This is a genomic window from Terriglobales bacterium (assembly GCA_035691485.1).
Taxonomy (GTDB): Bacteria; Acidobacteriota; Terriglobia; order Terriglobales; family Acidobacteriaceae; genus JAIQGF01.
On sequence record DASSIZ010000064.1, the window covers coordinates 48188 to 55570 of the forward strand.

The window sequence follows — 7383 nt, forward strand, 5'->3', positions numbered from 1 at the left end:
CTGCGAGTAGCGGGCGCGGAGCGCCGGGGCACGAACTCGGATCTTCTGCCCGCGACGGGAGCACGGGAATTCTAGCAGAGCAAAAATAATGTTCCGGAGGTTGAAAAGCGACGCAGGCCGCCGTATCGTAGGGGCGCTGTTTGGGTCTGGTGGGAGCCTCGGCCCCGTGTTGGGGGCGTGTCGGTTCTTTGACAAAAGGAGATCGGCAGATGGACAAGCCGGCGCAGAACATCCAGGATTCCTTTCTCAACACCGCCCGCAAAGACAAAGCGACGATCACCATCTATTTGCTCAGCGGGGTGAAGCTGACGGGACGCATCCGGTCGTTTGACAAGTATTCGGTCGTGCTCGAAACCAACAACCAGGAGCAGCTCATCTTCAAGCATGCGATTTCGACGGTGGTGATGGGCAAGAGCGCGCACCCAATCGAGCGGCATGAATTGCGGCCAATGCCGGGTGAAACCAAGCCGGCCCCAGCACATCCCGGCGAGCAGGTCACCACGCCGTCCGGCACGGAAGGGTAACTGCTTCCTTGCGCGGCCCCGATAACAAACGCAGTCTGGAACGGCTTCGGGGCCGCCGTGCGCCTCACGAAACTCGCAGTCGCGATGCAGCGGAGCGCGTCTTCCTGGTGGGGCTCGATTACCGGGTAAAAGCACATATAAGCTCGAAGCGCGAGGACGGAGCCGTTCCTCCATCGGCGCGAGCGGCGCGGGACGCGTCCCTGGTTCCGGCGGAAGCGAAATCGGCGCGCCCGCCGCAGTTCAGCGCGGAAGAATCGCTGGCGGAACTGAAGGAGCTGGCGACCAGCGCAGGCGCCGAGGTGGTCGGGGAATTTCTGCAGCACAAAGACAAGCCTGACCCGGCGACGCTGATCGGGCGCGGCAAGCTGGAAGAGATTGCCGGTGCGGCGGCCATGTCGGGCGCCGACCTGATCATCTTCGACCACGACCTCTCCCCGTCGCAGCAGCGCAACATCGAAAACGAAGTGAAGCCGCGAGTCATTGACCGCACCCAGCTCATCCTCGACATCTTCGCCCGGCATGCACGCACGCGAGAAGGGCAGCAGCAGGTGGAGCTGGCGCAGCTCCAGTACTTGCTGCCGCGGCTGGGCGGGCGCGGTGTCGAGATGTCGCAGTTGGGCGGCGGCATCGGCACGCGCGGTCCCGGTGAAACGCAGCTGGAAACCGACCGGCGCAAGATCTTCCGCCGCATCCGGCACATCCAGCAGCAGCTGGACAACGTGCGCAGGATTCGCGCGCAACAGCGTCAGAGGCGGGAATCGGTTCCGGTCGCGACGGTGGCGCTGGTCGGCTACACCAATGCCGGCAAGTCAACGCTGTTTAACGCGCTGACGCAGGCGGGGGTGTTGGAGTCGTCCAAGATGTTCGCCACCCTGGATCCGACCATCCGCGGGGTGACGCTGCCCTCGAAGCGCAAGGTGCTGCTGTCGGACACGGTGGGATTCATCCGCAACCTGCCGCACACGCTGGTGTCCGCTTTTCGCGCCACGCTGGAAGAAGTGCAGCGCGCATCGCTGGTGCTGCAGGTGTCGGATGCCAGCAGCCCGCTTGGGCAGGAGCAGGCGGCGCAGGTGGAGAAGGTGCTGCGCGAATTGGTGGCGGACAAGAAGCCGCGGCTGCAGGTGGTCAACAAGATCGACGTGCTGCCGGAGGGGGAACGCGAGCGCCTGCGCGGCGACGCGCACACCGTTTACGTCTCGGCGCTGCGCAGGCACGGCTTGGATGGGCTGCTGGAGCGCATCGACCAGCTGCTGGAGGAAGACCCCGTCCAACAGGTACGTTTGCGGGTGCCACAATCGGAGGGCAAGGCGCTGGCCATGCTGGAAGCGCGCGCGCGCATCTGTTCCCGGCGCTATCGGGACGGCATGGTGGACATGGAGGCGCAGGCGCCGGAGAGTGTGGTCAGGAAGGTGGGGAGATTTGTGGTAAATCGGTGATTGGCGTCGGTGATCGGCGATCGGTAGTGGGTGATCGGTACTCGGGGGTTAGCCTATGACGCGATCCGGAGCTCATTCAACGGGGTTGGAACCGAACGAATCACCGACCACGAGAAGTAAAATGGGCCCGTTGCCAAGGAGCGGTGACGTGTCCTTACCAACAGGCCCATTCGATCCTGAATCGGATCGGAGGTGATACTTATATGTTAACCCTCTGGGTGCCGAAGTCAAGGTAAACCGCAAGATTTTGCACCTAGTCCGGCCCGCTGCCCGGTCCCGGTGCAGCACGGGAAACGCCACCCAGAGAACGCGTTGAAGTCCGTTCAAAATCAATCGAATGCGCGTTGACAGCGACTCTGACCGAGTGTTAGTTTTGTCAGTTCACGAAGCCATCATTCGCTAGCCCAGTTTACCCATCGAAATGGATGAGACGCTCCGACAATTAGGCGGATTACTGCTCGGATCGATTCCGACCATTCTGCTGTTTTTGGTCACCTTCTTTTCCTACCGCCTGATCGTTCACGGCAGGCTGGAGCAGGTATTGCACGAGCGCTACCAACGCACGGAAGGCGCGATTGAGAAGGCGCGTGCCGACGTTGCTTCCGCCGAAGCCAAGACCAGCGAGTACGAGCAGCGGCTCCGGGAAGCACGCATGGCGATTTTCAGAGCGCAGGAAGCGCGGCGGCAAAAGGCGCTGGCGGCGCGAGCAACCGCCATGGCCGAAGCGCGCGAACGCGCCCGCCAACAGGTGGCACAGGCGCGGAGTCACGTCAGTCAAGAACTGGAAGCGGCCAAGCGGCAACTGCTCCCAGAAAGCGACCGGCTGGCGGGCGAGGTAATCCGTGCCATCCTGAAGCCTGTGGCGGTGGCGCAATCTCCGGCCGGCGGTGGGCAATGAAGGCCGCCAGAGTGCCGCGTTTCATCCCGCTTGCGCTGTTCGGTGTTCTGCTGCTCACAGGCGCCGCGGTGGCTCAGGAAAAATCTCCGGGGCCGAAAGTGCCGCCGCCGAAATCGGCCGAGCCGGTCAAGCCTGCCGGCGAGCAACATCGCAGGGCCGAACCCCAGGCCGAGACTCCCGGCCAGGAGTTGGCGGAGGCCTCCGAGGCGGCCGCAGGCGAAGAGAATGCAGAGTTCAAGCAGTCGGCGTCGGTGAAGTTGCTTGCCAGAATTACCGGGCTCAGCCTTCACGCTGCTTATTGGCTTGCCATTGCACTGAACTTCGCGGTCATTGCGGGCGCGGTCCTGTGGTTCGTGAGGTCCAAGCTTCCGGGGTTGTTCCGCTCGCGCACCGAAGCCATCCGAAAAACGATGGAGGAGGCGCAGCGCGCCAGCGCCGACGCCGCCCGGCGTTTGGGCGAGATCGAAAGCCGCCTGGCCAAGCTGGACAACGAAGTTGCCGAGATGCGAGCGCAGGCCGACGCTGAAGCGGTGGCGGAAGAGCAGCGCATCAAGGCGGCCGCCGAGGAAGACGCCCGCAAAGTCGTGGAATCAGCTGCGCAAGAGGTTGGGGCCGCCTTCCGCGTGGCACAGCGCGAGTTGAAGGCCTATGCCGCGGAACTGGCGATTTCGCTTGCCGAAAAGCGCATCCAGGTTGACGCCGCCACCGACCGCGCCCTGGTCGAAAGCTTTGTCGGGCAGCTGGGGAAAAACGGCGCTGGCAAGGAGGGCAAGTAGATGGCGGTGATCACCAGCCGCTACGCGCGTGCTTTTGCCGACGCGGTGGACAACATGCACGCCACGGCGGCAACCATGATCGCGGAATTGTACGGGCTGGTTGCGATCGTCAAGAGCAATCCGACCTTGCAGCGCATCTGGCGGACCCCGTCCATTCCCGCCCAGCAGAAGCGCAGATTGCTGGACGCCATCGTGGCGCGGGAACAGGTGTCGAAGCCGGTGAGGAATTTTGTCGCGGTGCTGATTGACCATGGCCGGATCGAACAGTTGGCGGAGATCGCGCGCGAGGTGGAGAGCGAGTTAGATGCGCGATTGGGTTTTGCGGAGGCGGAAGTCACCAGCGCGCGCGAGCTGGCGGAGCAGGAAAAACGCGCGCTCGAGGGCCGCGTCGCCGAGATGACGGGCAAGAAAGTCCGCGCCCATTACGCGATTGACCGCCATATTCTTGGCGGCGCCATTGTCCGGCTCGGCAGCACGATCTATGACGGTTCGATAAAAGGCCAGTTGCAGAGAATGAAGGGGCAGTTGACGGAAGGCTCTTAGCTATCAGCTCTGAGCGGACGCAGTCCAGGGATCGCAGTCACGTTGTTGGCAGGAATGATTGTTCACAGCAGGAAAAATCAAGCTCACGCTGAAAACAAGCTGGAGCCAACAGCTAAGAGCTAAAAGCTGGTTTTATGGCACAAATCAAAGCAGACGAAATCACGAAACTCATACGCGAACAGATTGAGAACTACGAATCGCACATCGCCGTGGATGAGGTCGGCACGGTCATCTCGCTGGGCGATGGCATCGCGCGGGTTTACGGCCTGGAAAAGGCCATGGCCGGCGAACTGCTCTCATTCCCGCACGGCGTGGCCGGCATCGCCATGAACCTGGAAGAAGCGCAGGTCGGCGTGGTGCTGCTCGGCGAGTACACGGAAATCAAGGAAGGCGACGAGGTCAAGCGCACCGGCCGCATTGCCAGCGTGCCCGTGGGCGAGAACCTCATCGGGCGAGTAGTCAACGCGCTCGGCGTTCCCATCGACGATAAAGGGCCGATCGCCAGCACGGAATATCTTCCGGTGGAGCGGATCGCGCCCGGCGTCATCGACCGGCAGCCGGTTCGCCAGCCCATGGCGACGGGGTTGAAGGCGATCGACGCCATGATTCCCATCGGCCGCGGCCAGCGCGAATTGATCATCGGCGACCGGCAGACCGGCAAAACCGCGATCGCGCTCGATACCATCATCAACAACAAGGGCCGCGACCTGATTTGCATTTATTGCGCCATTGGGCAGAAGCGCTCCTCGATCGCGCAGGTGGTCAAAATCCTCGAAGACTACGGCGCCATGGAGTACACGATCGTGGTGGCGGCATCGGCATCGGAGCCCGCTCCCATGCAGTACATCGCGCCCTACGCTGCCTGTGCCATGGGCGAGTATTTCCGCGACAACAAGAAGCACGCGCTGACCATCTACGACGATCTCTCCAAGCACGCGGCTTCGTACCGCGAAATTTCTCTGCTGCTGCGGCGTCCGCCCGGCCGCGAGGCCTATCCCGGAGACGTGTTCTACCTCCACTCGCGGCTGCTGGAGCGCGCCGCCAAGTTGAGCGACAAGAATGGCGGCGGATCGCTCACCTCGCTGCCGATCATCGAGACCCAGGCGGGCGACGTTTCCGCCTACATTCCGACCAACGTCATTTCCATCACCGACGGCCAGATTTACCTGGAAACCGACCTGTTCAACTCCGGCATTCGCCCGGCGGTGAACGTCGGCCTGTCGGTGAGCCGCGTCGGCGGCAGCGCGCAGATCAAGGCCATGCGGCAGGTCGCGGGCACTCTGAAACTGGAGCTGGCGCAATACCGCGAACTGGCGGCATTCGCGCAGTTCGGCAGCGATCTCGACAAGGCCACGCAATCGCAACTGAACCGCGGCCAGCGGTTGGTCGAAATCCTGAAGCAGGACCAGTACAAACCGCTGCCCTTTGCCAAGCAGATTTTGATCATCTTCGCCGGAACCGGCGGTCATCTCGACGACGTTCCGGTGGAGCAGTGCCGCGAGTTCGAGAAGGCGCTGTACTCCTACGTGGACGCCATGCATGCCGGCCTGCTGAAGCAGATCGAGGACAAGAAAGTGCTCGATGACGAGCTGAAAGCCGCCATGACCAAGGTCATCAAGGAGGCGAAAGAGCGCTTCGCCAGCGAGCGGCAGGTGGCCGTGGCGGGCAAAGGTTGATTGTGTAATCGAGTCATTGACGAATTGCACAAGTTGACCTTGGAGGTCCGGATGGACTTGCAGGAGATCGAGACTTTAATCGAGGACACCAAGCGTCTGGCCCGCGCCGGCGACAAGGTGGCGCAGGCGACCGCTCTGGGAGTGCTGGAAATAGCGCGCCAGCTGGCGATCCTGAACGCAACGCTGGCGCAGCAGCCCGCGCCGGCAAAGGCAAAAGCACGGAAGTAGCCGGAAACGGCAGCAAGTCATGGCCAACATACTCGACATTCGGCGGCGAATACGCAGCGTGCGCAACACGCGCCAGATCACCAAGGCGATGAAGATGATCTCGGCGGCGCGGCTGCGGCGGGCCCAGGACCGCGCCCTATCGGCACGTCCCTACGCACAGATGCTGACCAATGTCCTGAAATCGCTGGTGTCGCGCGCGGAAATCTACGATCCGGAAAGCGGCCAGCCGCGCCATCCGCTGCTCGCCGAGCGTCCGGAAAAGAACAGCCTGGTGATCGTGGTGACCGCCGATCGCGGACTGGCGGGCGCGTTCAACGCCAACATCATCAAAGCCGCGATGCGCTTCCTGGCAGCCGGCGGAGAGAAAAATGTCGACATCGAAGCCGTCGGCCGCAAGGGGCGCGACTTCCTGCGCCGCCGCTACCCAACCGCCACTGCGGAACAGGCAGAGCGCGCCGGCAGAGTGCAAATTGTCGCGGAGCACATCGGCGTGCTCGGGAAGCTGAGTTTCGAGTACGTACGCGATCTTGCCGAGAGCGTGATTGACCGCTACACGAAACAGGAAATTGACGCAGTTTACGTGATCTACAACGAGTTCAAGTCGGTAATCGCGCAGCGGCTGGTGGTCGAGAAGGTGCTGCCGATCGGCGAGATCGGGCAGCAGGCGGTTGCGCAAGCGGAAGAGGCAAGCAAGGAAGAGCGCGAGGCGCGCGCCGAGGCAGCCCGCTCGGCCGGGGTTTCGATCGGCGAGGCGGACACCAGCGAGATGGACCGTCGCGCCGCCGCCTTCGCCACCGCACAGGTGGATTACATCTACGAGCAGCCGCCGGAAGAACTGTTTCGCGACCTGTTGCCGAAGTATGTGGCGGTACAGATCTGGCGGGCCATGCTGGAGTCCACCGCGGCGGAGCACGCCGCCCGCATGACCGCGATGGACTCGGCCTCCAGCAATGCCGACGAAATGATCGACAAGCTGACGCTGGCGATGAACCGCGCGCGCCAAGCCAAGATCACGAAGGAAATTATCGAGATCGTTAGCGGCGCAGCGGCGCAATAGCGCCGTCATTGGCCATTGGCACTTGGCCAGCGGCCAGTACAGGATTTGAGCAGATTCAGGCCAAAGGCGAAAGGCCAGAGCTTCTTATGGCAGAAAATATCGGAAAAGTCATTCAAGTTGCCGGACCGGCGGTGGACGTGCAGTTCAGCGAATCCGCCTTGCCACCGATCTACGAATCGTTGCGCGTGGTCAGCGAAGGGTTCAACGTCCCCTCTCCCATTGACGTCATCCTCGAGGTGGAGCAG

General features: G+C 62.6%; 8 protein-coding genes. All 8 read left to right on the forward strand.

Annotated elements, in window-relative coordinates; translation table 11 throughout:
* Nucleotides 1–209 precede the first annotated feature (209 nt).
* The 8 genes from hfq (at nucleotide 210) to atpG (ending at nucleotide 7138) form a co-directional block, all read left to right on the forward strand.
* On the forward strand, nucleotides 210–524 hold the full coding sequence (hfq, locus tag VFI82_08070; protein ID HET7184628.1) for an RNA chaperone Hfq: 315 nt from the start codon (nucleotides 210–212) through the stop codon (nucleotides 522–524).
* Between the two features lie 8 nt (nucleotides 525–532).
* Complete coding sequence (gene hflX / locus VFI82_08075; protein HET7184629.1) at nucleotides 533–1960, forward strand: GTPase HflX; 1428 nt, start codon at nucleotides 533–535, stop codon at nucleotides 1958–1960.
* Nucleotides 1961–2381: 421 nt separating this feature from the next.
* Nucleotides 2382–2858 (forward strand): hypothetical protein, encoded by a 477-nt coding sequence (locus VFI82_08080; protein ID HET7184630.1) that lies wholly within the window; start codon nucleotides 2382–2384, stop codon nucleotides 2856–2858.
* A complete protein-coding gene (locus VFI82_08085; GenBank protein HET7184631.1) occupies nucleotides 2855–3634 on the forward strand; it encodes an ATP synthase F0 subunit B in 780 nt (259 codons plus the stop codon). Before VFI82_08080 ends, VFI82_08085 begins: the two co-directional genes overlap by 4 nt.
* On the forward strand, nucleotides 3635–4177 hold the full coding sequence (gene atpH, locus VFI82_08090; GenBank protein HET7184632.1) for an ATP synthase F1 subunit delta: 543 nt from the start codon (nucleotides 3635–3637) through the stop codon (nucleotides 4175–4177). It abuts the gene before it with no gap.
* Between the two features lie 134 nt (nucleotides 4178–4311).
* Nucleotides 4312–5853 (forward strand): F0F1 ATP synthase subunit alpha, encoded by a 1542-nt coding sequence (gene atpA / locus VFI82_08095; GenBank protein HET7184633.1) that lies wholly within the window; start codon nucleotides 4312–4314, stop codon nucleotides 5851–5853.
* Nucleotides 5854–5904: 51 nt separating this feature from the next.
* On the forward strand, nucleotides 5905–6081 hold the full coding sequence (locus VFI82_08100; protein ID HET7184634.1) for a hypothetical protein: 177 nt from the start codon (nucleotides 5905–5907) through the stop codon (nucleotides 6079–6081).
* Between the two features lie 19 nt (nucleotides 6082–6100).
* A complete protein-coding gene (gene atpG / locus VFI82_08105; GenBank protein ID HET7184635.1) occupies nucleotides 6101–7138 on the forward strand; it encodes an ATP synthase F1 subunit gamma in 1038 nt (345 codons plus the stop codon).
* The last annotated feature ends 245 nt before the right edge of the window (nucleotides 7139–7383 follow it).

What these genes read in the sequence shown, in the direction of transcription:
- atpA (HET7184633.1), top strand. Translation starts at nt 4,312, where the DNA reads ATGGCACAAATCAAAGCAGACGAAATCACGAAACTCATACGCGAACAG.
- VFI82_08080 (HET7184630.1), top strand. Translation starts at nt 2,382, where the DNA reads ATGGATGAGACGCTCCGACAATTAGGCGGATTACTGCTCGGATCGATT.
- atpG (HET7184635.1), top strand. Translation starts at nt 6,101, where the DNA reads ATGGCCAACATACTCGACATTCGGCGGCGAATACGCAGCGTGCGCAAC.
- VFI82_08085 (HET7184631.1), top strand. Translation starts at nt 2,855, where the DNA reads ATGAAGGCCGCCAGAGTGCCGCGTTTCATCCCGCTTGCGCTGTTCGGT.
- VFI82_08100 (HET7184634.1), top strand. Translation starts at nt 5,905, where the DNA reads ATGGACTTGCAGGAGATCGAGACTTTAATCGAGGACACCAAGCGTCTG.
- atpH (HET7184632.1), top strand. Translation starts at nt 3,635, where the DNA reads ATGGCGGTGATCACCAGCCGCTACGCGCGTGCTTTTGCCGACGCGGTG.
- hfq (HET7184628.1), top strand. Translation starts at nt 210, where the DNA reads ATGGACAAGCCGGCGCAGAACATCCAGGATTCCTTTCTCAACACCGCC.